Raw genomic sequence first — 26,471 nt, forward strand, 5'->3', positions numbered from 1 at the left:
GTGGAACGCTGATCTTCGGACGGGAGCTGGCCGGGCACGCTGTTGGGTGTCTGAGGGAACGAATTTTTCCTCAGTCGCCGGCCCCAGTGCACTCACCTGGTAAGGGTGGGGTGATGGGTGGCTGGTCGTTGTTTGAGAACTGCACAGTGGACGCGAGCATCTGTGGCCAAGTTTTTAAGGGCGCACGGTGGATGCCTTGGCACCAGGAACCGATGAAGGACGTGGGAGGCCACGATAGTCCCCGGGGAGTCGTCAACCAGGCTTTGATCCGGGGGTTTCCGAATGGGGAAACCCGGCAGTCGTCATGGGCTGTCACCCTTGCCTGAACACATAGGGCAAGTGGAGGGAACGCGGGGAAGTGAAACATCTCAGTACCCGCAGGAAGAGAAAACAACCGTGATTCCGGGAGTAGTGGCGAGCGAAACCGGATGAGGCCAAACCGTATGCGTGTGAGACCCGGCAGGGGTTGCGTATACGGGGTTGTGGGATCTCTCTTTTACGGTCTGCCGGCCGTGAGACGAGTCAGAAACCGTTGATGTAGGCGAAGGACATGCGAAAGGTCCGGCGTAGAGGGTAAGACCCCCGTAGTCGAAACGTCAACGGCTCGTTTGAGAGACACCCAAGTAGCACGGGGCCCGAGAAATCCCGTGTGAATCTGGCGGGACCACCCGCTAAGCCTAAATATTCCCTGGTGACCGATAGCGGATAGTACCGTGAGGGAATGGTGAAAAGTACCGCGGGAGCGGAGTGAAATAGTACCTGAAACCGTGTGCCTACAAGCCGTGGGAGCGTCGGATGGAAGCTTGCTTCCATCTCGTGACTGCGTGCCTTTTGAAGAATGAGCCTGCGAGTTTGCGGTGTGTTGCGAGGTTAACCCGGGTGGGGAAGCCGTAGCGAAAGCGAGTCCGAACAGGGCGTTTCAGTAGCACGCTCAAGACCCGAAGCGGAGTGATCTAGCCATGGGCAGGTTGAAGCGGAGGTAAGACTTCGTGGAGGACCGAACCCACCAGGGTTGAAAACCTGGGGGATGACCTGTGGTTAGGGGTGAAAGGCCAATCAAACTCCGTGATAGCTGGTTCTCCCCGAAATGCATTTAGGTGCAGCGTCGTGTGTTTCTTGCCGGAGGTAGAGCACTGGATAGGCGATGGGCCCTACCGGGTTACTGACCTTAGCCAAACTCCGAATGCCGGTAAGTGAGAGCGCGGCAGTGAGACTGTGGGGGATAAGCTCCATGGTCGAGAGGGAAACAGCCCAGAGCATCGACTAAGGCCCCTAAGCGTACGCTAAGTGGGAAAGGATGTGGAGTCGCAGAGACAACCAGGAGGTTGGCTTAGAAGCAGCCACCCTTGAAAGAGTGCGTAATAGCTCACTGGTCTAGTGATTCCGCGCCGACAATGTAGCGGGGCTCAAGCGTACCGCCGAAGTCGTGTCATTGCGATATATACCCCCAACGGGGATCGTGATGGGTAGGGGAGCGTCGTCTGCCGGGTGAAGCAGCCGCGTAAGCGAGTTGTGGACGGTTGACGAGTGAGAATGCAGGCATGAGTAGCGATTCACACGTGAGAAACGTGTGCGCCGATTGACTAAGGGTTCCTGGGTCAAGCTGATCTGCCCAGGGTAAGTCGGGACCTAAGGCGAGGCCGACAGGCGTAATCGATGGATAACCGGTTGATATTCCGGTACCCGCTGTGAAGCGTCAAACATCGAGCATCGTGATGCTAAGGCCGTGAAGCCGTTCCGGACCCTTCGGGGAAAGGAAAGTGGTGGAGCCGCCGAACCAAGCGGTTAGTAGGTGAGTGATGGGGTGACGCAGGAAGGTAGTCCATCCCGGGCGGTGGTTGTCCCGGGGTAAGGGTGTAGGCCGTGGTCTAGGTAAATCCGGATCACTTGTGGCTGAGACCTGATGCCGAGCCGATTGTGGTGAAGTGGATGATCCTATGCTGTCGAGAAAAGCCTCTAGCGAGTTTCATGGCGGCCCGTACCCTAAACCGACTCAGGTGGTCAGGTAGAGAATACCGAGGCGTTCGGGTGAACTATGGTTAAGGAACTCGGCAAAATGCCCCCGTAACTTCGGGAGAAGGGGGGCCACGTCCGGTGATCCGATTTACTCGGTGAGCTGGGGGTGGCCGCAGAGACCAGCGAGAAGCGACTGTTTACTAAAAACACAGGTCCGTGCGAAGCCGTAAGGCGATGTATACGGACTGACGCCTGCCCGGTGCTGGAACGTTAAGGGGACCGGTTAGTCAAGATTCGTCTTGGCGAAGCTGAGAACTTAAGCGCCAGTAAACGGCGGTGGTAACTATAACCATCCTAAGGTAGCGAAATTCCTTGTCGGGTAAGTTCCGACCTGCACGAATGGCGTAACGACTTCTCGACTGTCTCAACCATAGGCCCGGTGAAATTGCACTACGAGTAAAGATGCTCGTTTCGCGCAGCAGGACGGAAAGACCCCGGGACCTTTACTACAGTTTGATATTGGTGTTCGGTTCGGCTTGTGTAGGATAGCTGGGAGACTTTGAAACTCGCACGCCAGTGTGGGTGGAGTCGTCGTTGAAATACCAGTCTGGTCGTGCTGGATGTCTAACCTGGGTCCGTGATCCGGATCAGGGACAGTGTCTGATGGGTAGTTTAACTGGGGCGGTTGCCTCCTAAAGAGTAACGGAGGCGCCCAAAGGTTCCCTCAGCCTGGTTGGCAATCAGGTGTTGAGTGTAAGTGCACAAGGGAGCTTGACTGTGAGACCGACGGGTCGAGCAGGGACGAAAGTCGGGACTAGTGATCCGGCGGTGGCTTGTGGAAGCGCCGTCGCTCAACGGATAAAAGGTACCCCGGGGATAACAGGCTGATCTTCCCCAAGAGTCCATATCGACGGGATGGTTTGGCACCTCGATGTCGGCTCGTCGCATCCTGGGGCTGGAGTCGGTCCCAAGGGTTGGGCTGTTCGCCCATTAAAGCGGTACGCGAGCTGGGTTTAGAACGTCGTGAGACAGTTCGGTCCCTATCCGCTGTGCGCGTAGGAATATTGAGAAGGGCTGTCCCTAGTACGAGAGGACCGGGACGGACGAACCTCTGGTGTGCCAGTTGTTCTGCCAAGGGCATGGCTGGTTGGCTACGTTCGGGAGGGATAACCGCTGAAAGCATCTAAGCGGGAAGCCTGCTTCGAGATGAGTATTCCCACCTCCTTGAGAGGGTAAGGCTCCCAGTAGACGACTGGGTTGATAGGCCGGATATGGAAGCACGGTAACGTGTGGAGTTGACCGGTACTAATAGGCCGAGGGCTTGTCCTCAGTTGCTCGCGTCCACTGTGTTGGTTCTGAAACCACGAACAGCCCCATGCCAGGTGATGGTGTGGTGCGGCAGTTCAACAGTTTCATAGTGTTTCGGTGGTTTTAGCGTTAGGGAAACGCCCGGTTACATTCCGAACCCGGAAGCTAAGCCTTTCAGCGCCGATGGTACTGCAGGGGGGACCCTGTGGGAGAGTAGGACGCCGCCGAACAATCATTCAAAGAAAACCCCGTGCCATTCGGCACGGGGTTTTCTGCGTTTAAGGTCGTTACATGAACTACGATCTCGTCATCTTCGACAACGACGGTGTCCTCGTCGACAGTGAGCCCATTTCCAACCGGTTGCTGGCTGCGTATCTCACCGAACTCGGGCACCCGACCTCGTACGAGGAGTCCATCCGGGACTACATGGGCTCGGCGATGCACCGGATTCATGAGCTGGTTCTCGAGCGGACGGGACAACGACTGCCGGAGAGCTTTGACGACGTCTTTCACGCGCGGGTGTTCGCGGCCTTCGAGCAGGAACTGGTCGCTGTGGGCGGGGTCTCCGGCGTCCTGGAGAAGCTCGCCGCGGACGGGGTGCCGTACTGCGTGGCATCGTCCGGGAGTCATGAGCGGATTCGGGTGGGGCATCGGACGACCGGGCTCAGCCAGTGGTTCGACGAGGAGCGGATCTTCAGCTCGCAGGATGTCGGGCGGGGGAAGCCGGCTCCCGATCTGTTCCTGTATGCCGCGGAGCGGATGGGGGTCGCTCCGGAGCGGTGTGTCGTCGTCGAGGACAGTCCGCTGGGGGTGCGGGCGGCGGTCGCGGCCGGGATGGACGTGTACGGGTTCACCGCCATGACTCCGGCTGAGAAGCTCGCCGGCGCCACCCGGCTCTTCTCCGACATGGGGGAGCTGGCCGATCTGCTGGTGTGAGCCCCTGGAATGTCAGCCCGTGGAAGATGAGGCAAACTCATCTTTGGCTGGATCTACCCACGGGTAGGCCGGGGCCCTACGCTCGCCGCCATGACTGATGTGCTGCGGCGCGGCAGGGGCTCTTTGACGTTCAGCTTCTTGGTGCAGGGGGTCGCCTTCGCTCTGCTCGTGACGCGGATCCCGGCCATCCAGGACCGGTACGGGGTTTCCGACGCGCTGCTGCCCGCCTTTCTGGCCGCCGTGCCGATCCTTGCCGGGGTGGGGAGCGTCAGCACCGAGCGGCTGGTGAAGAGGGTGCCGCCGAGCCGGCTGCTGCGGTGGTCCCAGCCTGTGGTGCTGCTGGCGCTGCTCGGGGTCGGGGCCGGGGAGCGGATGGTGGAGCTGGGGGTGGCGCTCGCGGCGTTCGGGCTCGCCGTCGGGGTGCTGGACGCGTCGATGAACATGCTCGGGGTGAGCCTGCAGCGGTCGTACGGGCGCAGCATCATGCTCAGTTTTCACGCGGCCTACAGCCTGGGCGGGATCGTCGGGGCCTCGCTGGCGTGGGTGGGAGCGCACTGGGATCTGGCGCTGTGGGTCTCGTATCTGCCGGTCGTGGTGGTGCTGTTGCCGGCTGTGCTGGTGGGGAGCCGGTGGTATGTCGACGGCGGTGATACCGGGCCGGTGGCGGAATCCGGGGCGGGGGAGAAGGCGGGCGAGGGGCAGGCCCTCGCGTTCAAGTTGCTGTTGCCGCTGTGTCTGGTGATGACCGTCGCGTACATCGGGGACTCGACGGTCTCCAACTGGAGCGCGAAGTATCTGCAGGACGTGCTCGGCAGCTCGGAGCAGATGGCGACGGTGCCGTACAACGTGTACATGGTCACCACGCTGGTGGGGCGGACGTTGGGGGACTTCGGCGTGCGGCGGTTCGGGGCTGTGGCTGTGGTGCGGGCCGGGGCGCTGGTCGCGGCGGCTGGGTTCGCCGTGGTGGCGGGGGCGCCCGGGGCGTGGGTCGGGATGCTGGGGTTCACGCTGCTGGGGCTGGGGTTGTGTGTGCTGGTGCCGCAGACGTTCGCTGCGGCCGGCAGGTTGTTCCCGGGGGCTTCGGATGCGGCCGTGGCGCGGCTGAACATCTTCAACTATGTGGGGTTCTTGATCGGTTCGCCGTTGGTGGGTGCGCTCGGGGATCTGTGGAGCTACCGCGGGGCCATGCTGGTGCCGATGGTGTTGGTGCTGGTGACGCTGGTGTACGCCCGGTCGTTCGCCGCTCAACCGGACCGATACGGTGGCGGTCATGAGCGGCCGCGCACAGCTGATGTGGGACGAGGCAGTAACGGGCTATGACTTCGGTCCCGGGCATCCGATGGACCCGGTCCGGCTCGCGCTGACCCGGAGACTGGTCGACGCCTTCGGGCTGGACCGTGAGGTGGAGGTGGTCGCCGCGAAGGCGGCCGGGGAGTCGACGCTGCGGCTCGTCCACCGGGAGGACTACATCGAGGCGGTGAAGGCCGCGTCGGCGGAGCCCGGGGCGGCGGATCAGTCGTACGGGCTGGGGACTATGGATGATCCGGCCTTCGCGGGGATGCACGAGGTGTCGTCGCTGATCGCCGGGCAGTCGGTGGGGGCGGCGGAGGCCGTGTGGCGCGGGGAGACGTCGCACGCGGTGAACTTCGCGGGCGGGCTGCATCACGCGATGCCGGGCGGTGCGTCCGGGTTCTGTATCTACAACGACGCGTCGCTGGCGATCGCCCGGCTGCTGGAGCTCGGGGCCGAGCGGGTCGCCTACATCGACGTCGACGTGCATCACGGCGACGGGGTGCAGGCGGCGTTCTGGGACGACCCGAGGGTGCTGACGATTTCGCTGCACGAGCATCCCCGGACGCTGTTCCCGCAGACCGGGTGGCCGGAGGAGACCGGGGCGGACTCCGCGGAGGGCTCGGCGGTGAACGTGGCGCTGCCGGCCGGGACCGGGGATGCCGGGTGGCTGCGGGCGTTCCATTCCGTGGTGCCGGAGCTGATCGCCGACTTCCGGCCGCAGGTGCTGGTGACGCAGCACGGGGCCGACACGCATTTCGAGGATCCGCTCGCGCATCTGGCGGTGTCGCTGGACGCGCAGCGGGCGGTGCAGGTGGCGTGTCACGACCTGGCGCACGAGTACGCCGACGGTCGGTGGGTGGCCCTGGGCGGGGGCGGCTACGCGGTGGTGGACGTCGTACCGAGGTCGTGGACGCATCTGGTCGCGATCGCGGCGCACCGGGAGGTGGAGCCGGAGGCGGTGATCCCCGAGGGGTGGCGGCAGGAAGTGTTCGCGCGGACGCGGCAGTTGGCCCCGGCGCGGATGACGGACGGGCGCTGGCCGGTGGAGTGGACCGGCTGGGAGGCGGGGTACGACCCGGCGGACCGGCTGGACCAGGCGGTGCTGGCGGCCCGGCGGGCGGTGTTCCCGCTTCGGGGGCTGCTGCCGGGGTGATGAGGCGCCCCTGGTGGGCCTGGTTGGCCGGGTAGGCCTGGTAGGCCGACCGAGCGGTGTTCGCCGGTTCCCGGGACAGGTGAGGACCTGGTCGCGGACGATCTTCTGGTGTTGACCCCCGAAGTCCTGCGTACGCACCTGGTGGGTGCGCGTCTCGCCGGTACCGTGGCCACATCGCGTGAGGAGAGCCTGCGCAGCTACCGGCTCTTCGCCGCCCGGGACCCCCGTGTGCTGCTCGGCATCGATCCCGAAAGGGCTTGGAACCAGCGGGAATTGCTCGAGCTGATGGCGGACCGATGCGGGGTTTCGGCCGATTCCCGGTGTACTTCCGGCCAGGATGTGATCGATCCGCAGCGGACCGTGGCGGCGCTGGACGCCTTCGCGGACCGTCTCGCCGATGTCGCCCAGCGTGGTGCTCCGGTGCTTCTCGGTACAGGGCACCCGCACCGGTTGCTCGGCTTCTACGCCGCTCTGGCAGACGCGCTGTCGGCGGCGGGGTGTGCGGTTCTCACCCCCGCGCAGGGTCGCTGTGTCGACATAACGACCCGGTTCGGCCTACGTACGTACAACCTCGACTACGTACGAGGAGTCGCGCTGGTGCGGGCGGCCGGGGTGGAACGCCCCGGTTGTGAGCCCGGCGCACATACACACTCGCCGCTCCCGGTTCGTACCGCGCTGGCCGCCGCGGCGGAGGCCGGCGGGCCGCTTCCCGGGCTGGTGATCGGGGACCACGGGTGGGTCTGCGGGGCAGGTCAGCTGGGGTTCGAGGTCATCGGGCCGGCCGATACGGACGACCCCGCCCCGTTCGTCGGGCAGGCGGAGGGGCATGTGTCCGTCGTCGTTCCACTTGATGACGGCGTGCGATCTGATTACTACCTGCCGCTTACCCGCTACGTACTCAATCGGGCGTGTCTGTCACAGTAGGCCGTTGATGGGTGCACCTCTTCCCCACTCGCATCACTGGCACCTACATTGGGGAGTGAGCACGCAGCGACGAAGAGTCACCGGAAGGGGAAGCCGGTGGCCGTCGAGTGCGGAAGGTTCAGGTGTGTCATGGCTGCAGCTGGCGAGAGGCCTCTGAACGAGGTTCAGTTCCTTACCGTGGCGGAAGTCGCCTCGGTGATGCGAGTGTCGAAGATGACCGTGTACCGGCTGGTGCACAGCGGTCATCTGCCCGCGATCCGTGTGGGGCGGTCTTTCCGCGTCCCGGAGCAAGCGGTTCACGAGTACCTCCGCGAGAGTTACGTGGGGGTGGAAACCGCCTGACGGCTGGGGCGGGGTGATCCCTCACAGGGCACTCGGGATCACCCTGGCCCCCTCGATTACGACCTCAGCGCTCGGGCGGGTAGGCTAGCCCCTCGTAGGTCGTATGGGCCCATGGCGCCCAGCACCGAGTGATGAGAAGTGAGCGAGGGTAGTCGTGGGCTCTGTTATCAAGAAGCGGCGCAAGCGGATGGCCAAGAAGAAGCACCGCAAGCTGCTCAAGCGCACGCGCGTTCAGCGTCGCAACAAGAAGTAAGTTCGCGACGCGGACGCCGCGAGAGCGTCGTTGTGGCCCCCCACTCAACGGTGGGGGGCCACACGTGTATCGCCATGTGCGTCCGGCTGTTTCCCGTCGGTGTTCCGTCACTTCGCGCATCGGGCGGTCATCACAGCGCAACACCGACCCGCTAAGTTGGCCCCACGGGGGAACGCGGCGGAGACAAGAGGCTGTGGAAGGAAGGCGCTGATCTTGGGCAAGGTCGTGCTCGTGACCGGAGTGGCCCGCCAGCTGGGGGGCCGGTTCGTGAGGCGGATCCAGCGGGACCCCGAGGTGGACCGGGTGATCGCCGTGGACGCGGTGCCGCCCGAGCACCATCTGGGCGGCGCGGACTTCATCCAGGCCGACATCCGGCAGCCCACGATCGCCCGGGTGCTCGCCGAGACGGCCGCCGACACGATCGTCCACCTGGACGTGACGGGCACACCGCTGGGCAGCGGCAACCGGGCCTCCCTGAAGGAGACCAACGTCATCGGCACCATGCAGCTGCTCGGTGCCTGCCAGAAGTCCCCGACCGTGCAGCGGCTGGTCGTGAAGTCCAGCACCAACGTCTACGGCTCCGCGCCCCGCGACCCGGCCGTCTTCACCGAGACGACCCCGCCCAAGTCCCTGCCGAGCGGCGGCTTCGCCAAGGACACGGTGGAGGTCGAGGGCTACGTCCGCGGCTTCGCGCGCCGCCGGCCCGACGTGGCCGTGTGCGTGCCGCGGTTCGCCAACATCCTGGGCCCGACCGCGGACACCCCGCTCGCCTCCTACTTCGCACTGCCGGTCCTGCCGACCGTGTTCGGCTACGACCCCAGGCTGCAGTTCGTGCACGAGGACGATGTGATCGAGGTGCTGCGGATCGCCTGCCACGAGCCCAGGCGGGGCACGCTCAACAGCGGCACCTTCAACATCGCCGGCGACGGCGTCCTGCTGCTCTCCCAGTGCTCCCGGCGCCTCGGCCGCCCCACCGTGCCCCTGCCGCTCCCGGCCGTCACCTGGGCGGGCTCGCTGGTGCGTACGCTGGGGATGACGGACTTCTCGCCCGAGCAGATCCGGCTGCTCACCCACGGCCGGGTCGTCGCCACGGGTCAGATGCGCGAAACGCTGGGATTCCAGCCCAAATACACGACCGCGGAAACGTTCGCGGACTTCGCCCGCAGCCAGGGACCCGGACTTCTTCCGCCGGAGGCCCTCGCGGGGGCCGTCGACCGGATCGCCGCAATGCCCCTCGCGGGCGACGGCCACCCCCCGACGCAGAGCGCCAACTGAGGAGCGCATCAACGATGGCGGATGCCAAGGTCATTCCGTTCGACGACGACCGGTCCCGCGGAAGCGCCGTGCAGCGCCCCCAGCGGCGCCGGAGCGGGGGGAACCGCCGCTCGGGCACGGAGTCGGCGCCGGTCCGTGAGGTGCAGCCCCTGCCCACCAGGGCTGTTCCGCAGGATGATGTTCCTGTGACTTCTGAGGAACAGCCGCCGGAGCGGTCCCGGGACGGCGACGGCGGTCTGGAACGGCGGATCGCGGGCGGGCTCGCTTTCCTGCGCCGCCGCCTCACCGGGGACTACGAGGTCGACGACTTCGGCTACGACGAGGAGCTCACCGACCAGGTCCTGATGTCCCTGCTGCGCCCGTTGTACGACACGTACTTCCGGGTCGAGGTGAAGGGCATCGAGAACATCCCGTCCGAGGGCGGGGCGTTGATCGTCGCGAACCACTCCGGCACGCTGCCGATGGACGGCCTGATGATGCAGGTCGCCGTGCATGACAACCATCCGGCGGGACGGCATCTGCGCCTGCTCGCAGCCGACCTGGTGTTCATGCTGCCGGTGGTCAACGAACTGGCCCGCAAGCTCGGGCACACCCTGGCCTGTGCCGAGGACGCGGCCCGGCTGCTGGAGCAGGGCGAACTGGTCGGGGTGATGCCGGAGGGCTTCAAGGGCCTCGGCAAGCCCTTCGCGGACAGGTACAAGCTGCAGCGCTTCGGCCGCGGGGGGTTCGTCTCGACGGCCTTGCGCGCCGGGACGCCGATCGTGCCCTGCTCGATCGTCGGGGCCGAGGAGATCTACCCGATGATCGGCAACGCCAAGACGGTCGCGCGTCTGCTGGGCTTTCCGTACTTCCCGGTGACGCCCACGTTCCCCTGGCTCGGGCCGCTCGGCGCGATTCCGCTGCCCACCAAGTGGACGATCCAGTTCGGCGAGCCGATCCCCACGGACGGCTATCCGCCGGAGGCGGCCGAGGACCCGATGCTGATGTTCAACCTGACCGATCAGGTCAGGGAGCAGATCCAGCACACGCTGTACAAGCTGCTGGTGCAGCGGCGGTCGGTGTTCTTCTGACGCCGACCGGCCCTGACAGGTGGGCCACACATCGGCGGATGTCGCTGGGGGCGGCTGCCCGACATCTCCAGATGCCTCTCGCACGGAGTCGCCGGACGGAGTCCGGTGTAGCTGTCCGAAGCTTGCGAAGCAATGCGAGGGCAGCGGACAGGAGGGACCAAGCTGCTGGTGCAGCGGCGGTCGGTCTTCTTCTGATGCTTCGCATATGACGCTGGGCGCCCCGCACAGGGGCGCCCAGCGTCGTCTAGCGCGCGTCCTCGCCGTCGATGCCCAGGCCGGGCAGCAGGCCGGGCAGGAGCGGCGGGAGCGTGACGTCCGGCTTGGGGACGGCTGGGCTGCCTTCCGTGGACGGGGAGGTGCTCGCCTCGCTGTCCTTCGGCGGGTCGAGCAGGCCGCCGGTGCTGCCACCGAGCAGGCCGTCGCTGTCGCTGCCGGAGCCGGCCGAGCGGCTGGGGCTTCCGCTGCTCCCGCCGGTGCCGCCCTTGTCGGTGCGCCCGCCGCCGCTCTTGTCGGGCTGGGCCGACCGGTCGGTGGCGGAGGAGCCGGTGGAGGCCGACTCGGAGGCGCCCTGACGCTTGCCTTCGCCGCCGTTCCCGGCCGGGGGCTCGGGGAGCAGGGAGCGCAGCGGGGCGACGTCCTCCTCTATGGCGTCGAACACCGACGACACCTGCTCACTGACGTCCCCTAGCTGCACGGGGAGCCGCTCGCGCAGTTCACCCCAGGCCTCGCGGTGGGAGCGGGAGAACGCCGACAGGGCCTGGATGGGGCCCAGGGAGTCCGGGTCGTGCGCGTAGGCCTCGCTCAGCAGCCGGTGGCCTTCCGACGCGTCGTGCCGCATGCCGGACAGGGCGCGGCGGATCTCGCCGAGGGACTCGTGGTCCAGGGGGCCGCTGCGGCCGCGCTCCATCAGGCGACGGGCTTCGCTGAGCCGGGTGGAGGCGTGGTCGAGGTAGACCCGGCCGCGCTCGTCGGCACTGTCGGCGAGGCCGAGCTTCACGTCCTCGATGCCGCGCTTGAGGCCGTAGAGCGAATCGCCCGGCAGGGCGTCGGAGCTGGCGGCGGAGACTCCGCCGAAGGCGCTCGCGGCCACGCCGACGCTGAGTCCGCCCGCGGTGAGGCCCTTGGCGAGCCGGGAACGCGGCCGGAGTTTCTTCAGTGAGCCGGCGCGGTGGGCACCACGGGAGCGCTGCCCGGGGACCGCTCGGTCCGTCGCCCCGCCTCCCGCGGTGCCCTCCTGGAGCATGGCCTCGAAGGCGGCCACCAGCTGGGCCCGCTGGACGACCTTGACCTCCGGGTCGAGCTCCGGCTTGGGCAGCGCGTCGAGACCGGAGGCGATCGCCGTCAGGCGGGCCGGTTCGGTCTGTTCCGCGGGTGCCGGGGCTGGTGCCGAACCTTCGGACTGCTCGGCCGCCGTGCCCTGCTCGGACTGCTCCTCCAGGGCCTGGGCGAAGGCGTTCGCCCGCCGGTGTGCCGATACGTTCGCGATCACAGGCGGCACCTCCTCTCGTCATGACGGTCGACTCCCCAGGGGGTCCTGAGGGTTGCACACCCTGACCACAACCACACGATCGAGTGATCGGGGTCGGCCAGGGGGTGACCACAGGGAGCCTGCATCCCTCACAACGAGCGGCGCGGCACTTGGGTTACGGACACCGGCCGATCGGATGCCGAAGCCAACGGACTGTCACGAAACGTGAGTTGAGAGTCGCCGAGCGTGCGGCCCGGTCAGCGGGCGTCTTCCGGGAGGAGCCGGGCGAGGGTGCGGACGGCCCGGTACTGGAGGGTCTTGATGGCGCCCTCGTTCTTGCCCATCACGCGGGCGGTCTCGGCGACGGAGAGGCCCTGGAGGAAGCGGAGTGTCACGCACTCCTGCTGCTGGGGGTTGAGCCGCCGTACGGCGTCGAGCAGGGCGGCGTTGGAGAGGGACTCCAGGACGGAGTCCTCGGGGGAGCGCTCGACCTCGTTGGCGTCGAGCATCTCGCCGGTCGTGACCTCGAGGCGGAAGCGGCTGGACTTGAAGTGGTCCGCGACGAGGTTGCGGGCGATCGTGACCAGCCAGGCGCCGAAGTCGCGGCCCTGCCAGGTGAAGGTGCCGATGCGGCGCAGGGCCCGCAGAAAGGTCTCGCTGGTGAGGTCCTCGGCGGTCGCCTTTCCTCCGACCCGGTAGTAGATGTATCTGTACACGGTGTCGCTGTACTGGTCGTAGAGACGGCCGAAGGCGTCGGCCTCGCCGGCCTGGGCGCGCTCCACGAGGTCCATCATGCGGGCGCTGTCGCTGTCCGCCGCGGGTCGTCGGGCGGTGGCCCCCCCGGACGGGCGCCCTCGTCTGCCGACCGCGGCGCTGCCGTCGGCCAGTGCGTAGCAAGGGCCTACGGGTGCGGCGGTGGTGAATGCGGGGACGGTGTACGCGGTGGGGACGAGGCCACGCAGCAGGTCGAGGACCGTTGCGCGCAGCGTAGCCAGGCCCGAGGCGTCAACCCCGACGTGTGGGTACACGGGACTCCCAGAGGCAGAGCTTCCATCACGTGCAGTGCGGGACCTTTCACCCGTCGTAGCGACGGAGGGGTACCGGTTTGCGTCTGAGGAGAATAACGCTTCGTGCAGGCTCTGCTACACCGAGTTGCTCAAATCATCGATTACGTCGCTTCCGTAACCGATTGACGCCGGATCAAGTGCCGAATTGTGAACGGTTGTTGACCGGGAAGGTTCGGTTTGCTGCTGAGTGCAGGGCGTGTTGTGGCCGTGTGCAGCCAAGAGGACTGGATACGGGGTTTTGGGGGTACGCCAGTTGGATTTACGGGGGTTGTCATCCCGCAAACGCCGGTGTCCCGGATTGATCGAGTCGTCAGCGGCGACGGCGGTGCAGGGCGATCGCCGCCGCCGTGCCGCCGGCCACGGCACCCACACCGGCCGCCGCGGGGATGCCGACCTTGGCCGCCTTGCGGCCCGTGCGGTAGTCGCGCAGGCGCCAGTCCAGCTGGCGGGCGTGCCTGCGCAGCTTGGAGTCCGGGTTGATGGCGTAGGGGTGGCCGACCAGGGACAGCATCGGGATGTCGTTGTGCGAGTCGCTGTAGGCGGCGCAGCGGGTCAGGTCCAGGCCCTCCGCCGTGGCCAGCGCGCGGAGGGCCTCGGCCTTCGCGGGGCCGTGCAGCGGTTCGCCGACGAGCTTGCCCGTGTAGACGCCGTCGACCGACTCGGCGACCGTGCCCAGGGCACCGGTCAGGCCCAGGCGGCGGGCGATGACCTGGGCGATCTCGACGGGGGCCGCCGTCACCAGCCAGACCTTCTGGCCCGCGTCCAGATGGGCCTCGGCGAGGGCGCGGGTGCCGGGCCAGATGCGCTCGGCCATGTACTCGTCGTAGATCTCCTCGCCGATCGACTGGAGCTCGGCGACGCGGTGGCCCTTGACGATCGACAGGGCGGAGTCGCGGGCCTCCTGCATGTGCTCGGGGTCCTCGACGCCGGCCAGCCGGAACCACGCCTGCTGCCAGGCGAACTTCGCGAGGTCGCGGGTCTCGAAGAACTTCCGCTTGTACAGGCCCCGCCCGAAATGGAAGAGCGCGGCGCCCTGCATGACGGTGTTGTCCAGGTCGAAGAAGGCGGCGGCCCGGTCGTCGCCGTGGACCGGGAACTGCGGTTCCTCGGTCGTGCCGGAAGCTTCCTGCGTGGATTTGCGGGCTGCCTCCGCCGAGGCCTCGCCTGCCAAAACGCTCCGCGCCGTGGCGGAGCGCCTACGGGGAGTGAGCCATCCGAGAGCGGCCATGGCGTGAGCATAGCCAGTTTGTTCGGGGGTTCCGGAGCCGAGAGGTTCGGAGCCTGTGAACTCTCGGCGAGCGTGTCGTTAAAGATGCCGCCGGAGGAGTAGGGACCGGCGTGTCCCGGGCGCGCGACAATGGCCGACATGAGTCCCCTCTTTCGCCGTACGCCCCCTCGGGACCGGCTCGTCACCCTGATCCGGAAGCCCGGGTGTCATCTGTGTGATGACGCACAGGTCGTTGTGGAGAAGGTGTGCGGTGATCTCGGAGTCCCCTGGGAGCAGAAGGACATCACCGAGGACCGGGAACTGCACGATCTGTACTGGGAGCAGATCCCGGTCGTGCTGGTGGACGGCAGGCAGCACACGTTCTGGCGCGTGAACGAGGGGCGGCTGCGCAAGGCCCTGACCGACTGAGTCCGGCCCTCGGGCGACTGACCGAGCAGTCCAAAGTGGCCGTAAGGGTCGCTTAGGATCGAGGGTGACTGGTCTCGGGGGCGGGATACACAGAGGAGAGTGTGCGGTTTTGCCCCCAGAAGCGAAGGAACGGCGGTGCTTGTGCGCCGGTTCCCCGGGAGTGCGCCGGGGGCGCGTGAGCCCGGTCACGTTGGGCGGGCAAAACGGACACCATCTTTGTGCACGCGTTCACAAAGACATAGCCTGCTTTCGACGGGGCGGTCATGTAGGGACGTATGGCCGCCTACAGCCCCGCTCTACCCGCAGGAGCACCGTGGCAACTGGCCGAACTCACCGACCGGCGACCCGCAGCCGAGGGATTCCCGAGGCCACCGTCGCCCGGCTTCCGCTGTATCTCCGTGCTCTGACCGCGCTGTCGGAGCGCTCGGTACCCACGGTCTCCTCCGAGGAGCTCGCGGCCGCCGCGGGGGTCAACTCGGCGAAGCTGCGCAAGGACTTCTCCTACCTCGGCTCCTACGGGACCCGGGGTGTCGGCTACGACGTCGAGTATCTCGTCTACCAGATCTCCCGCGAACTGGGCCTCACCCAGGACTGGCCGGTTGTGATCGTCGGTATCGGCAACCTCGGCGCCGCCCTCGCCAACTACGGCGGGTTCGCCTCCCGCGGTTTCCGGGTCGCCGCGCTCATCGACGCCGACCCCGCCATGGCCGGAAAGCCCGTCGCCGGGATCCCCGTGCAGCACTCCGACGACCTGGAGAAGATCATCCAGGACAACGGCGTGTCGATCGGTGTCATCGCCACCCCCGCCGGAGCCGCCCAGGCGGTCTGCGAGCGGCTCGTGGCCGCCGGTGTCACCTCCATCCTGAACTTCGCGCCGACCGTCCTGACCGTCCCGGACGGCGTCGACGTACGCAAGGTCGACCTCTCCATCGAGCTGCAGATCCTCGCCTTCCACGAGCAGCGCAAGGCCGGCGAGGGGGCCGCCGCCTCCGACGGGGGCGTCCCGGCCGCCGCCCGCAACGAGTCCGCCGACCAGGGGCCTGACGGGGACATGCCCGCCGTGATGCCCGCATGAGCCTCCTCGTCGTCGGACTCAGCCACCGCAGCGCCCCGGTCAGCGTCCTGGAACGGGCCTCGCTGAACGCGGACGCCCAGGTCAAGCTGCTCCAGGACACGGTCGCCGCCGAGCCGGCCGCCGAGGCCGCGGTGCTCGCCACCTGCAACCGCATCGAGCTCTACGCCGACGTGGACAAGTTCCACGCGGGTGTCGCCGAGCTGTCCACGCTGCTCGCCCAGCACAGCGGGGTCGGTCTCGAGGAGCTCACCCCCTATCTCTACGTGCACTACGAGGACCGGGCCGTCCACCACCTGTTCTCGGTGGCCTGCGGGCTGGACTCGATGGTCGTCGGCGAGGGACAGATCCTCGGCCAGATCAAGGACTCCCTGGCCCGGGCGCAGGACCTGCACTCCGCGGGCCGGCTGCTGAACGACCTGTTCCAGCAGGCCCTGCGGGTCGGCAAGCGCGCCCACTCCGAGACCGGCATCGACCGCGCGGGCCAGTCCCTGGTCACCTTCGGCCTGGAGCAGATGGCTGCCGGCGGAGATGTGGAGACCTGGGCCCGGGGCAAGAAGGCCCTGGTCATCGGGGCCGGGTCGATGTCCTCCCTGGCAGCGGCGACGCTCGCGCGTGCCGGTGTCGCCGAAATCGTCGTCGCCAACCGGACCTTCGACCGGGCCGAGCGCCTCGCCCAGATACTCATGGAGGGCGACGACACGGACGTGGCGGCCCGCGCGGTACCGATGGAATCGGTGCCGGCCGAGCTGACACGTGCCGACGTCGCCGTCTCCTGTACCGGCGCGACCGGCCTGGTCCTGACGGCCGAGGCGGTCGCCGCCGCAGCCGCGGTGGGCCGTACGGCCGCGCCCTGGTCCGTGGCCGAGGGCGAGCCGGATCGTTCGTCCGGGCCGGGCGCAGAGCGGGACGACCTGCCGGCCACCAGCCTCGGCAACGAGGACGGCTGTCCGCTGGACCTGACCTCGGTGCAGGGCACCGCGGGATTCTCCGTGCTGGGCGAGGCGGCCGTGGCCGGGATGGCCGCCGCCGATCTGGAGCAGCACGCGGCGTGGGTGGACAACGGCGCGGTGGGCGGCGGCGCCCAGCGTGCGGCCAGGCCCGGGACGATCGACCCGCTCGACCCCGCCCCGGACGCCGACGCCATCGCCGCGCTCGCCGCGACCGCGGCCACCGTCGGGCGGATCCCCGAGCGGCGCCGGCCCGAGCCCGTCGAGGAGCCGCAGCGGCCGCAGCCCGTGCTCTTCCTGCTGGACCTGGCGATGCCGCGCGACATAGACGCGGCCGTGCACCGACTGGCCGGGGTGCGGCTGGTGGACATCGAATCGCTGGCCGAAGCCTCCGCGGGTGCTCCGATGGCTGCCGATGTGGACCAGGTTCGGCGTATCGTCTCCGACGAGGTCGCGGCCTTCGGGGCAGCACTGCGGGCCGCGCACATCACGCCGACCGTGGTCGCCCTGCGCACCATGGCCGCCGATGTCGTGGCAGGCGAGATCGCCCGGCTCGACGGACGGCTCCCCGGCCTCGACGACAAGCACCGCGCGGAGATCACCCAGACCGTGCGGCGCGTGGTCGACAAACTGCTGCACGCGCCGACCGTACGGGTCAAGCAGCTCGCTGCCGAGCCCGGCGGCGCCGGGTACGCGGACGCGCTGCGGACCCTGTTCGACCTCGACCCCGAGACGGTGGCCGCCGTCTCCCGCGCCGAGGACAGCACTACCGAGAAGAACCGAGGGTCGGCATGAACGACACGCGGCGAGCGAACGAGACAGGGGCCCTGCGGCTCGGAACCCGCCGGAGCAGGCTCGCCATGGCCCAGTCCGGGCAGGTGGCCGAGGCCGTGACCCGGGTGACCGGGCGGCCCGTGGAGCTCGTCGAGATCACCACGTACGGCGACACCTCGCGCGAGCAGCTCGCCCAGATCGGCGGCACCGGCGTGTTCGTCACCGCCCTGCGCGACGCGCTGCTCAAGGGCGAGGTCGACTTCGCGGTGCACTCGCTGAAGGACCTGCCGACCGCGCAGCCCGACGACCTGGTCGTGGCGGCCGTACCCGTGCGGGAGGACCCGCGGGACGTGATCGTCGCCCGGGACGCGCTGAAGTTCACCGACCTGCCGAGCGGGGCCCGCATCGGTACGGGTTCGCCGCGCCGCATGGCCCAGCTCAACTCGTACGCCCGCAGCCACGGACTGGACATAACGGCGGTCCCGATCCGCGGCAACGTCGACACCCGGATCGGATACGTGCGCAGCGGCGAACTCGACGCCGTCGTGCTGGCCGCCGCCGGACTGAACCGCATCGGTCGCGGTGACGAGGTGACCGACTTCCTGTCGGTCGACACGGTTTTGCCCGCCCCCGGCCAGGGGGCCCTGGCGATCGAGTGTGCCGCAGGCAATGCGGACCTCGTCGCCGCGCTCGCCGAACTCGACGACCCGTTCACGCGGGTCGCCGTGACGGCCGAGCGATCACTGCTCGCCGCCCTGGAAGCCGGTTGCAGTGCCCCTGTGGGCGCGCTGGCCGACTTGCTGGCCGACGGGCAGATTGTCAAGGAAATGCGCCTGCGCGCCGTCGTCGGTACGACCGACGGCACGCGCATGGTGCAGCTGTCCACCACCGGTCCCGTGCCCGAGACGCACGACGGGGCAATGGCGCTCGGTCGCGAACTCGCGGCCGAGATGCTCGCCCAGGGCGCGGCCGGTCTGATGGGGGAGCGAGCACATTGAGCCCCACCACCCTTTCCGCCGGTCCTGAACACGGGCACGTCACCTTCCTGGGTGCCGGACCCGGAGATCCGGGACTACTGACTCTGCGCGCCGTAGAGGCGCTGGCGAGCGCGGACGTTCTCGTCGCCGAGCACGAGGTGCTCGACGTCGTACGTCAGCACGCCAGGCAGGGCGTCTCCGAAGTGCACACGGACTCGGATCCTTCCCAGGAGCCGGCTCCGGTCACAGGAACGCCCCAGCTGACGGTAGTTGACGGCACGTCAACCACCGCCGCAGTCCCCGCGGTGCGGGATGCCGCACATCTTGTCATGGAGGCCGCGCGGGGCGGCAGGCGGGTCGTGCGTGCGGTGTCCGGTGACCCGGGCCTCGACACGTACGCCGCCGAGGAGATGCTGGCGTGCGCCGCCGCCGGGGTGCCCTTCGAGGTCGTCCCCGGTATCGCGAGCGCCGTCGGTGTGCCCGCGTACGCCGGTGTGCCGCTGCGGGACGCGCAGGGCGCGGACGTGCGGTTCGTGGACGCGCGGACGGCGTCGGACCGGTGCTGGACGGAGGTCGGGGCGTCGGACGGCACGGTGGTCGTGTCCACCACGCTGGACTCCGTCGCCGCGGCGGCCGGCGAGCTGGTCTCCGCGGGCCGCAAGCCGGACACACCGATGACGGTCACCGTCGCCGGTACCACCACCCGGCAGCGCACCTGGACCGCCACGCTCGGCACGATCGCGCAGACGCTGAAGCAGGCGAAGGTGCTGCCCTCGCCGGACGGCGGCCGGCCGGTGATAGCCGTGGTCGGTGATCGTTCCGCCGCCGCCCAGCGCGACCAGCTCGCGTGGTTCGAGTCCAAGCCGATGTTCGGCTGGAAGGTGCTCGTGCCGCGCACCAAGGAGCAGGCGGCGTCGCTCTCCGACCAGTTGCGCTCGTACGGGGCCGTACCGCACGAGGTGCCGACCATCGCCGTAGAGCCGCCGCGCACGCCCCAGCAGATGGAGCGGGCGGTCAAGGGGCTCGTGACGGGCCGCTACGAGTGGATCGCCTTCACCTCGGTGAACGCGGTCAAGGCCGTGCGGGAGAAGTTCGAGGAGTACGGGCTCGACGCCCGGGCCTTCGCCGGGATCAAGGTCGCGGCGGTGGGCGAGCAGACGGCCAACGCGCTGATCGCCTTCGGTGTGAAGCCGGACCTGGTGCCGAGCGGGGAGCAGAGCGCCGCCGGTCTGCTGGAGGACTGGCCGCCGTACGACCCGGTCTTCGACCCGATCGACCGGGTGTTCCTGCCGCGTGCCGACATCGCCACGGAGACGCTGGTCGCCGGGTTGATCGAGCTGGGCTGGGAGGTCGACGACGTCACGGCCTACCGGACCGTGCGGGCCTCGCCGCCGCCGGCGGAGACACGTGAGGCGATCAAGGGCGGCGGGTTCGACGCCGTGCTGTTCACGTCGTCGTCGACCGTGCGGAACCTGGTCGGTATCGCCGGCAAGCCGCACAACGTGACCGTGATCGCGTGTATCGGCCCGGCCACGGCGAAGACCGCCGAGGAGCACGGGCTCCGGGTGGACGTCATGGCGCCCGAGCCGTCCGTGCACAAGCTGGCAGAGGCGCTGGCCGACTTCGGCGCGAAGCGGAGAGCTGCCGCTGTCGAGGCCGGGGACGCGGTCACCCGGCCGAGCGAGCGGCGGCCGGGGGCTCGGCGGCGGCGTTCGACGACCTGAGCCGGTAGGGCGTCGGCGGATCGAGGATGTGGGCTGCGGCTACGCGGGAGTCACCGCGTGGCCGTAGCGCAGCAGGTTCGCCGGGTCGTAGGTGGCCTTGTCGTGGCGTAGGCGGTCGTAGACCTCCGGGGTCCAGGCGCGGGCGATGTCCTGTTCGTCGCCCGGGGTGCCGTGGATGTTGACCATGGTGTGGCCCGTGCCGTAGGGGGCCATCGCGGTGTAGAGCCGGGCCGTCGCCTGTTCGAGGGCCTCGGCGGCGGGTGGAGCGGCCAGGATGCCGACCGAGTCGATGAAGTACTGGGCGTCGCGGGAGCAGACCGCGTCCTCGACGGCGGACGGGCGGGCCATCGCGCCGCCCATGTGGCGCACCTCGACCATCAGCAGGGGGTAGTCGGCGCCGGCCGTGGGGCCGGCCTGCTCCAGGAACGTGCCGATGGCGTCGGGGGTCAGGTCGCGCAGCAGCAGACAGGCCTCCCTCGCGGGCAGCGGGTCCTGCGGTTCCATGTGGATACGGTCCAGGGCCGCGTGGTCCATGACCTCGACCGTGTCGACGGCCACGGGGACGGCTGCGCGCAGTGGGGCGATCAGAGACTCGCCCTCGGCCGGGAGGCCGGGCCAGGCGATTGCCACGCGGGCCCAGAAGCCGCCCCGCAGGGGTTCCGGGATCTGGGGGATCGGTGGCAGGCGCAGGATCGTGAACGCGCTGCACATCTCGTCCGGGACGGTGCGGGTCCAGTCGGTCCAGGCCCGTAGGAGGGTTTCGGTGTTTTCGCCCGGGGTGTAGATGCCGCCGCCGTAGAGGCGCGGGAGGGGGAGCAGGTCGGTCACGAGTGAGGTGACGACGCCTACGTTGCCCTTGCCGCCGCGCAGGGCCCAGAACAGTTCCGGTTCGTGCTGGGCGTCTGTCTCGCGCAGTATGCCGTCCGTGGTGACGACCTGGAAGGAGCGGACCAGGTCGGCGGCGTAGCCGTAGGCGCGGCCGAGGACCGGGAGTCCGCCGCCGAGGGTGTAGCCGATGACGCCCGCGTCCGTGGAGGTGCCGCTGAGGCCGGCCAGGCCGTGCGGGGCGGCCGAGGCCATGACGTGGCTCCACTTCGCGCCCGCGGCGATGGTGGCGGTGCGGGCGGTGGGGTCTGTGTGGACGTCCGTCATGCGGGACGTGTTGATCAACAGGCCCTGTTCGATGGGGAAGTTGGCGCCGTGGCCGGTCGCCTGGACGGCTACGGGGGTGTCGGTGGCCCTCGCCCAGCGCATGGCGGTGACGATGTCGTCCGGGCCGGTGGCCCCGATGACGACGTCCGGGGTGTGGAGGGCCGCCAGGTTGAAGCCGGTGACTTCGTCGGCGTAGGCGGGGTCGCCGGGGCGTAGCACCGGGCCGTTGATTTCTGAGAGGGCGAAGAGGTCGGGGGTGTGGTGGGGGGCGGTCATCGCGTCCTCCGTGGATGGGCGTACGGAGGGACGGCGGCGGCGGGGGTGTGGGACCGGCCGTCGGGGTCCTTGTCCTTGCTGTTTCAGGATGGACCTGGGCGGGTGGGGGCGCATTGTGGGGCTGTGGGCTTCGGGGGGACCCCCACCGCCCACCTGTGCCGCCCCGCATGCCCGCGGCTGAGCGGCTTCGCCCGACATCCCGTCGGCATCGGTAGGTTTCGGGCGGGCGTAGCGTTGGGGTATGACGACGTACGGATCTTTTCCCGGTACTCGGCCGCGGCGTTTGCGGAGTAACCCCGTCATGCGTCGGATGGTTGCCGAGACTCGGCTGCACCCCGCCGATTTCATTCTTCCGGCCTTCGTGCGCGAGGGCGTCAGTGAGCCGGTGCCGATCGGGGCCATGCCCGGGGTCGTGCAGCACACGCGGGACAGTCTGAAGAAGGCCGCCGCGGAGGCGGTCGCGGCGGGGGTTTCCGGGATCATGCTGTTCGGCGTGCCCGAAGAGTCGAAGAAGGACGCCCTCGGGACGCCGGGAACCGATCCGGACGGGATTCTGCAGGTCGCCCTCCGGGACGTGCGGGCCGAGGTGGGGGACGACCTGCTGGTCATGTCCGATCTGTGCCTCGACGAGACGACCGACCACGGGCATTGCGGGGTGCTGGACTCCGAGGGGCGGGTCGACAACGACGCGACCCTGGAGCGGTACGCCGAGATGGCCCAGGTGCAGGCCGATGCCGGGGCCCATGTGGTCGGGCCCAGCGGGATGATGGACGGGCAGATCGGGGTCGTCCGTGACGCCCTCGACCAGATCGGGCGGGAGGATGTCGCCATCCTCGCCTACACCGCCAAGTACGCCTCGGCCTTCTACGGGCCGTTCCGGGAGGCCGTCGGCTCGTCCCTGCGGGGGGACCGGAAGACGTATCAGCAGGACCCCGCGAACGTGCGTGATTCCATGCGGGAGCTGGCCCTCGATCTCGAGGAGGGCGCCGACATGGTGATGGTCAAGCCGGCCGGGCCCTACCTGGACATCCTCGCCCGGGTCGCGGACGCCGTGGACGTGCCCGTCGCCGCGTATCAGATCTCCGGCGAGTACTCGATGATCGAGGCCGCCGCCGAGCGGGGCTGGATCGACCGGGACCGGGCGATCATGGAGGCCCTGACCGGCATCCGGCGGGCCGGTGCGCGGAACATCCTCACCTACTGGGCCACCGAAGCGGCCCAGAAGCTCAAGGATCAGTAGGGCTCAGCAGGACTCAGTAGGTCAGGGCCTACTCAGTAGGTCAGGGCCTCGTCCATGTCTCGCAGCCAGTACGTGGCCGTCAGCGAGCTGTCGTAGTACACGCCCTTGGCCGGGAGGGGCGGGAGCGCCGAGGGGCCGCCGCTGCTGTTCGGCGTGCGGCCCTGGAAGCCGACCGTGAGCTTGCGGGCGGTGGTGCCGCCGTCGCCGCTGCCGTCGGCCGCCGAGAGCGCTACGCCCGCGTAGCCGGACTCGCCGGGGGCCAGGGTCGTGACCGCCTGCGGCTTGGAGTCCTCGATCGGCCGCGGGGCCCACTGCATCTCGTCGAAGCGCAGCACCGGGTAGTAGGTGAGGTCGCAGTACTTCGAGCCGGTGTTCTTGACCGTGATCAGCATGTGGTTGAGCGGGCGGCGGACCGGCTGAGCGGTGACGGTGGTGTTGGTGCCGTTGCAGGAGACGCGGTTGGCCGGGTCGGCGGGGTCGGTGGGCTTGGCCGCCCCGGAGTTCCCGCCGTTCGCCTTGCCGGTCGTCCCGGAACGCGCGCCCTTCGCGTCGGTGGCCGTCTGCTGGGGTGCGGTGGCCGCCGTCGTCGATGACGTCACCTGGGGCTTGGCCGCGCCCTCGTCCTTCGCGCCCGTGCCGTCCTCGCACGCCGTGAGGGCGAGCGCGGCCAGGAGGGCTACGGGGAGGGCGTGGTACTTGCGCATGAGTGGGTTCCCTTTCGGACAAAGGCGGTTGGCGAGAACGACCGAGCGAGCCGCCGACCGGTCGGCCGGGAGCGGCGTGCTTGGATGACCAGAGCTTGTGCGGTCATCCGTCCCGGCCGCCACACCCGGCGGAGCATCAGGGATGCTGGAACGCCCGTACATGCCTTGACCTGGGGAAACGTCCCTGCCCTGGAACGGGTGAACGGGACACGGGGGATGGAGGAAGGGTGTCGGAAGGCACGGCTGCAGCGGAGTTCGCCGCGCTGCTGGGGGAGTTGAAGGAGCGCTCCGGGCTGAGCTACGGGGTGCTCGCCAAGCGGCTCCACATGAGTACGTCGACGCTGCACCGGTACTGCAACGGGGATGCCGTGCCCGCCGACTACGCGCCGGTGGAGAGGCTCGCCCGGCTGTGCAAGGCGTCGCCCGGGGAACTCGTCGAGCTGCATCGGCGGTGGGTGCTGGCGGATGCAGGGCGGGGGCGCAAGGGGGGCGGGGGCTCGGCCGAGCCGGCAGAGGCAGAGGCAGAGGCAGAGGCTGCGATTGCTGACGGGCCGGCCCCGGTTGCCGACGCTCCGGCTTCGGAGGCGGTGCCCGCGCAGAAGTCCCGGTCACGACGTCCTCGGCCCGCCCTCCTCGCCGGTATCGCCGCTGCTGTCGTCCTGGGCGGGGTCGGGCTCGCCGTGGCCGTTCCCTCCGGCGGGGCTGACGACGGGCGTCGCGGTGCTGCCGCGGTGTCCGACGGCGGCCGGACGCCTGCCGACGGGTCCGTCGCCTCGGCGTCGCCCTCGGGCAGTGCCTCCCTCGGCAGCGGCAAGGAGAAGGACAGGGACAAGGGCAAGGACAAGGACAAGGGCCCGGGGAAGGCGTCCGGCTCCGCGACAGCCTCGCGCGCCCCCGCCGCCGGCGGCACCAGCGGCCGGCCCGGTCGTACCGGCGCCCCCGCCGCCGGCGCTGTCCCCCTCACCGTGAACACCACTCCGCACGCTTGGGAAGACCCTTGTTCCCAGCGCTACTTGGTGAACCGTCCGCCGGGACAGGTCGGGCCGCCGCCGCTGGAGCAGGACGCGCCCGCCTGGGTGGCGGCGAACGGGGCCGTTCCGTCGGGGCAGCAGTTCCTGAAGCTCACCGTGCAGGGCACCGGGAAGAAGACGGTGGTCGTCGACGGGCTGACGGTCCGTATGGCGGGCAAGCGGACGCCGCTCGCCTGGAACGACTACGCCATGGGCTATCCGGGCGTGGGCTGCGGCGGCGGCGTCCCGACGCGCTTCTTCACGGTCGCCCTGGACGCCGCGCGTCCCTCCGTCGTCCCCGAGGCGGGCCATGACGACTTCCCGTTCTCGGTGAGCCAGTCCGATCCGGAGGTCTACTACATCCGGGCCGACGCCTCCGCCTACGACGTCAGCTGGTACCTGGAGCTGAGCTGGTCCAGCGGCAGCCGAAGCGGCACGCTGACGGTGGACGACAAGGGCCGGCCCTTCCGCACGAGCGGGAACAACGGGCGTCCGGCGTACGAGTTCCCGCTGGGCGGTGACAAGTGGGTCGAGGCCGGAACCACTGAGTGACCGGCCGGCTCTCAGCGGAACTCGTGGACCAGTTCGATCTTTCCGACGATGTGGGCGTTGAACTCGTCGAGTTCCTCGGCCGGGACCCAAAGTTCGAGGATCGTCCGCCCGCCCGCCTGCCGGACCGGGTAGCGGCTCAGGAAGTCGGAGCCGACCTCGAACCGGGTGACGTAGCCGGCGCCGTCGTGCTTGACATTCCAATCGCGCGCGATCTTGACGGCGTAGTCCTCGTCGAGAACCGGGTAGAAGATCGGCTGCTCGGGGAGCCGGGGCGGCCAGGCCCGCCAGTCGAGCTCCCGCACCAGGTCGAGTTCCTTGGGGCCGGTGGGACGCCACAGGGTCGTCGTCGCTCGCTCGCTGGTCTCCACGGGCACCATCAAATCACTTGAGGCGTTAGGTTGTTGACCGTCGGAGTGGTTGCTGATTGAACCACCTACTCTTCAGGGAGACGTCCATGTCCGGTGACGCGCTCAGCCAGGATCCCGCCGAGCTGCAGAGGAGGATCGACAGCAGCAAGGCGCACCCGGCGCGGGTCTACGACGTCTTCCTCGGGGGCAAGGACCACTACCCCGCCGACCGGGACGCGGCCGCCGCCGGGCTCGCAGCCAATCCGCGCGGGTACCTCGACGTCCGGCACAATCGCGACTTCCTGCGCCGCGCGGTGACCACGCTGGTGGAGCAGGACGGCATCCGGCAGTTCCTCGACATCGGTACGGGGCTGCCGACCGCCGAGAACGTGCACCAGATCGCGCAGCGCGTCGCACCCGAGTCGCGGGTCGTGTACGTCGACAACGACCCGGTCGTGCTCGCGCACGCGCGGGCCCTGCTGACCAGTGGGCCCGAGGGGCGTACGGACTACATCGACGCCGATCTGCGGGACCCGGCCCGGATCCTCGAACAGGCCGCGAAGACACTGGACTTCGACCAGCCCGTCGCGCTGTGCCTGGTCGCGATCCTGCACTTCGTCGAGGACGGCGAGGCGTATCCGCTGGTGCGCGAGCTGCTCGACGCGCTGCCCGTCGGCAGCCGGCTGGTGCTCAGCCATCTCACCGAGGACCTCAACCCCGAGAACATCCGCGCGGTCCAGCGGACGTACACCGAGCGGGGGTTCACCTTCGTGCTGCGGTCCCGGGCGGATGTCGAGCGCTTCTTCACGGAGAGCTTCCTGGAGATCGCCGACCCGGGCGTCGTCCCGGCGCACCGCTGGCGGCCCGACCACGCGGCCCCCGTCCCCGAACAGCCGGAGGAGTCCTTCCTCGCCGGCCTCGACGACATCGAGAAGGTCCGCTACCGCGACATCAACGACGTCACGGACGCGGACATCAACGTCTACGCGGGGATCGGGGCCAAGGGCTGAGC

Annotated in this window: 22 protein-coding genes and 2 rRNA genes; 18 read left to right on the top strand and 6 right to left on the bottom strand. The window is 68.8% G+C overall.

The annotated features are described in order from the left end of the window. The first annotated feature begins 164 nt into the window (after window positions 1-164). From ACQEV8_RS25065 to ACQEV8_RS25110, 10 genes are all read left to right on the top strand, one after another. Window positions 165-3,285, top strand: a 23S ribosomal RNA gene (locus ACQEV8_RS25065). Window positions 3,286-3,377: 92 nt separating this feature from the next. Next, window positions 3,378-3,494: ribosomal RNA gene (gene rrf, locus ACQEV8_RS25070) — 5S ribosomal RNA — on the top strand. 61 nt (window positions 3,495-3,555) lie between these two features. Beyond that, a complete protein-coding gene (locus ACQEV8_RS25075; RefSeq protein ID WP_432964132.1) occupies window positions 3,556-4,200 on the top strand; it encodes an HAD family hydrolase in 645 nt (214 codons plus the stop codon). 90 nt (window positions 4,201-4,290) lie between these two features. Beyond that, window positions 4,291-5,520: an MFS transporter gene (locus ACQEV8_RS25080; RefSeq protein ID WP_432964135.1), complete on the top strand. Its 1,230-nt coding sequence runs from the start codon at window positions 4,291-4,293 to the stop codon at window positions 5,518-5,520. Then, on the top strand, window positions 5,471-6,646 hold the full coding sequence (locus ACQEV8_RS25085; RefSeq protein WP_432964138.1) for an acetoin utilization protein AcuC: 1,176 nt from the start codon (window positions 5,471-5,473) through the stop codon (window positions 6,644-6,646). Before ACQEV8_RS25080 ends, ACQEV8_RS25085 begins: the two co-directional genes overlap by 50 nt. Before the next feature lie 108 nt (window positions 6,647-6,754). Beyond that, window positions 6,755-7,570, top strand: a complete 816-nt coding sequence (locus ACQEV8_RS25090) for a phosphatase (protein WP_432964141.1) — start codon at window positions 6,755-6,757, stop codon at window positions 7,568-7,570. 129 nt (window positions 7,571-7,699) lie between these two features. Further along, entirely contained in the window at window positions 7,700-7,912 is a 213-nt protein-coding gene (locus ACQEV8_RS25095; protein ID WP_004984898.1) for a helix-turn-helix domain-containing protein, read from the top strand. A 154-nt stretch (window positions 7,913-8,066) separates the two neighbouring features. Then, window positions 8,067-8,165, top strand: coding sequence for a 30S ribosomal protein bS22 (locus ACQEV8_RS25100; protein WP_003948845.1), 99 nt, complete (start codon window positions 8,067-8,069; stop codon window positions 8,163-8,165). Between the two features lie 213 nt (window positions 8,166-8,378). Next, window positions 8,379-9,440 carry an NAD-dependent epimerase/dehydratase family protein gene (locus ACQEV8_RS25105; RefSeq protein WP_432964144.1) on the top strand — a complete coding sequence of 354 codons (1,062 nt, stop codon included), beginning with the start codon at window positions 8,379-8,381 and terminating at the stop codon, window positions 9,438-9,440. Between the two features lie 14 nt (window positions 9,441-9,454). Beyond that, entirely contained in the window at window positions 9,455-10,510 is a 1,056-nt protein-coding gene (locus ACQEV8_RS25110; protein WP_432964147.1) for a lysophospholipid acyltransferase family protein, read from the top strand. A 244-nt stretch (window positions 10,511-10,754) separates the two neighbouring features. Here the strand turns inward: ACQEV8_RS25110 and ACQEV8_RS25115 are convergent, their stop codons facing one another. The 3 genes from ACQEV8_RS25115 to ACQEV8_RS25125 all read right to left on the bottom strand — a co-directional run bounded on the left by ACQEV8_RS25115 (window position 10,755) and on the right by ACQEV8_RS25125 (window position 14,273). Continuing rightward, the gene (locus tag ACQEV8_RS25115) at window positions 10,755-11,999 is read right to left on the bottom strand and encodes a DUF5667 domain-containing protein (protein ID WP_432964150.1); all 1,245 of its coding nucleotides are present in this window, start codon (window positions 11,997-11,999) and stop codon (window positions 10,755-10,757) included. Between the two features lie 236 nt (window positions 12,000-12,235). Then, window positions 12,236-13,006 carry an ECF subfamily RNA polymerase sigma factor, BldN family gene (locus ACQEV8_RS25120; protein ID WP_432964153.1) on the bottom strand — a complete coding sequence of 257 codons (771 nt, stop codon included), beginning with the start codon at window positions 13,004-13,006 and terminating at the stop codon, window positions 12,236-12,238. 349 nt (window positions 13,007-13,355) lie between these two features. Continuing rightward, window positions 13,356-14,273, bottom strand: a complete 918-nt coding sequence (locus tag ACQEV8_RS25125; RefSeq protein ID WP_432964156.1) for an HAD family hydrolase — start codon at window positions 14,271-14,273, stop codon at window positions 13,356-13,358. 129 nt (window positions 14,274-14,402) lie between these two features. Between ACQEV8_RS25125 and ACQEV8_RS25130 the strand changes: the two genes are divergently transcribed. The 5 genes from ACQEV8_RS25130 (at window position 14,403) to ACQEV8_RS25150 (ending at window position 20,178) form a co-directional block, all read left to right on the top strand. Further along, entirely contained in the window at window positions 14,403-14,681 is a 279-nt protein-coding gene (locus tag ACQEV8_RS25130) for a glutaredoxin family protein (protein WP_432964159.1), read from the top strand. Window positions 14,682-14,994: 313 nt separating this feature from the next. Beyond that, a complete protein-coding gene (locus tag ACQEV8_RS25135; RefSeq protein WP_432964162.1) occupies window positions 14,995-15,756 on the top strand; it encodes a redox-sensing transcriptional repressor Rex in 762 nt (253 codons plus the stop codon). Next, window positions 15,753-17,498, top strand: a complete 1,746-nt coding sequence (locus tag ACQEV8_RS25140; RefSeq protein WP_432964165.1) for a glutamyl-tRNA reductase — start codon at window positions 15,753-15,755, stop codon at window positions 17,496-17,498. The genes ACQEV8_RS25135 and ACQEV8_RS25140 overlap by 4 nt, the downstream gene beginning before the upstream one ends. Next, on the top strand, window positions 17,495-18,475 hold the full coding sequence (hemC, locus tag ACQEV8_RS25145; protein WP_432964168.1) for a hydroxymethylbilane synthase: 981 nt from the start codon (window positions 17,495-17,497) through the stop codon (window positions 18,473-18,475). The genes ACQEV8_RS25140 and hemC overlap by 4 nt, the downstream gene beginning before the upstream one ends. Further along, window positions 18,472-20,178, top strand: a complete 1,707-nt coding sequence (locus tag ACQEV8_RS25150) for a uroporphyrinogen-III synthase (RefSeq protein WP_432964171.1) — start codon at window positions 18,472-18,474, stop codon at window positions 20,176-20,178. The genes hemC and ACQEV8_RS25150 overlap by 4 nt, the downstream gene beginning before the upstream one ends. A 39-nt stretch (window positions 20,179-20,217) precedes the next feature. Here ACQEV8_RS25150 and ACQEV8_RS25155 read toward each other — a convergent pair whose 3' ends face one another. After that, window positions 20,218-21,606: an FAD-binding oxidoreductase gene (locus ACQEV8_RS25155; RefSeq protein ID WP_432964174.1), complete on the bottom strand. Its 1,389-nt coding sequence runs from the start codon at window positions 21,604-21,606 to the stop codon at window positions 20,218-20,220. A gap of 241 nt (window positions 21,607-21,847) precedes the next feature. On the opposite strand from ACQEV8_RS25155, the gene hemB reads away from it, so the two are divergent. Then, window positions 21,848-22,846: a porphobilinogen synthase gene (hemB, locus tag ACQEV8_RS25160; RefSeq protein ID WP_432964177.1), complete on the top strand. Its 999-nt coding sequence runs from the start codon at window positions 21,848-21,850 to the stop codon at window positions 22,844-22,846. A gap of 32 nt (window positions 22,847-22,878) precedes the next feature. Here the strand turns inward: hemB and ACQEV8_RS25165 are convergent, their stop codons facing one another. After that, window positions 22,879-23,550, bottom strand: a complete 672-nt coding sequence (locus ACQEV8_RS25165; RefSeq protein ID WP_432964180.1) for a DUF4232 domain-containing protein — start codon at window positions 23,548-23,550, stop codon at window positions 22,879-22,881. 227 nt (window positions 23,551-23,777) lie between these two features. Between ACQEV8_RS25165 and ACQEV8_RS25170 the strand changes: the two genes are divergently transcribed. After that, on the top strand, window positions 23,778-25,112 hold the full coding sequence (locus ACQEV8_RS25170; protein ID WP_432964183.1) for a helix-turn-helix domain-containing protein: 1,335 nt from the start codon (window positions 23,778-23,780) through the stop codon (window positions 25,110-25,112). Window positions 25,113-25,123: 11 nt separating this feature from the next. Here the strand turns inward: ACQEV8_RS25170 and ACQEV8_RS25175 are convergent, their stop codons facing one another. Then, a complete protein-coding gene (locus ACQEV8_RS25175) occupies window positions 25,124-25,480 on the bottom strand; it encodes a hypothetical protein (RefSeq protein ID WP_432964186.1) in 357 nt (118 codons plus the stop codon). A gap of 86 nt (window positions 25,481-25,566) precedes the next feature. Here ACQEV8_RS25175 and ACQEV8_RS25180 point away from each other — a divergent pair, with 86 nt between their 5' ends. After that, window positions 25,567-26,469: an SAM-dependent methyltransferase gene (locus tag ACQEV8_RS25180; RefSeq protein ID WP_432964189.1), complete on the top strand. Its 903-nt coding sequence runs from the start codon at window positions 25,567-25,569 to the stop codon at window positions 26,467-26,469. Window positions 26,470-26,471 lie beyond the last annotated feature (2 nt).

Origin of the sequence: Streptomyces sp. CA-179760, assembly GCF_050937045.1 — a bacterium.
Classification (GTDB): Bacteria; Actinomycetota; Actinomycetes; order Streptomycetales; family Streptomycetaceae; genus Streptomyces.